Origin of the sequence: Enterococcus sp. FR204, from assembly GCF_031143325.1 — a bacterium.
Taxonomy (GTDB): domain Bacteria; phylum Bacillota; class Bacilli; order Lactobacillales; family Enterococcaceae; genus Enterococcus_B; species Enterococcus_B faecium.
Genome location: NZ_JAKZIW010000101.1, coordinates 1 through 1,047, shown reverse-complemented (window position 1 = coordinate 1,047; position 1,047 = coordinate 1). Strand labels below are relative to the sequence as shown.

Annotated in this window: 1 protein-coding gene; it reads right to left on the bottom strand. The window is 35.6% G+C overall.

The genetic code is table 11. The features are described 5' to 3' along the window. On the bottom strand, nucleotides 1-958 hold a 958-nt coding region (locus RG571_RS11985; protein ID WP_000222573.1), incomplete at its 3' end, for an IS30 family transposase. Between the last annotated feature and the right edge of the window lie 89 nt (nucleotides 959-1,047).

The following is a 1,047-nucleotide window of genomic DNA, read 5'->3' as shown; positions in this document are numbered from 1 at the left end:
AAATTAAGTTAGACAAATCATCAATACTTACGTAACTCAAAAATACTTCCAAAGGTGTTCGATAATTCAGTGATTTTCTAGGAATATTATTTCGTTTCGATGCGACAGATTGAATAAAAGATTCATCTACTGAATTGAAATCCATAGATTTCAATAAACCATCTCTACGTAACAATCCGTTAGAATTCTCGTTTAGGCCTCTTTGAGACGGCGTTCCTGGATCAGCGAAATAAATGGCAATATCATTGGCATTACTGATCTGTTTCCAATTTGAAAATTCCTTTCCACAATCAAAAGTGATGGATTTGAATAGATTTTTCGGTACAGATTCAAACCAATGATTTAATTTGTTTTCAATATCAATCGCTTGTCTACCACACGGTTTCAATGTGATGATAACTTTTGATAATCGCTCAACTAAGGTAATTACAGCACTTTTATGTTTCAAACCTACGATAGTGTCACCTTCAAGGTGACCAAACTCATTTGAGAATTGGCTATAATCTTTTTCACGTTCATGAATAGAGCGACGGAAAGCTTGTTTTCCACGTCTTTCTTGATGTCCATTTGGTTTACGCTTGCCTTTCATCGGTAAGTCAGAAGGATTAAATAGCCCCTTTTTGAACATACGATAAATGGTACGAGCAGAACAACGAATAGGAAACGCTGCACGACCAACAATCACATCGGGTGTCCATCCTTGAACAACCTTTCTTTGAATATATTCTGATTGTTCCTCAGGTAAAACAAGCGGGCGTCTACCACAGTTTGATTTGTTTTTCTTATACTGTTGATAGTACTCTAAGGCTGATTTTCCTTGCTTGAAGAACAGGTATACTTTATGGATCGTTTGTCTTGAACGATTCAAGCAATGCGCAGTTTTCGCAACAGATTGATTTATTTTGAAATAAGACTCTATCATTACAAGTTCATCCGTTGTAAGATGGGTATAGGTCATTTGTACTCACTCCTTATAATTCTTTGGACGGAACTATTTTGAGTGTAGCACAAATGACTTTTTTAGTTGTCTAGCTTAATTTTACAATC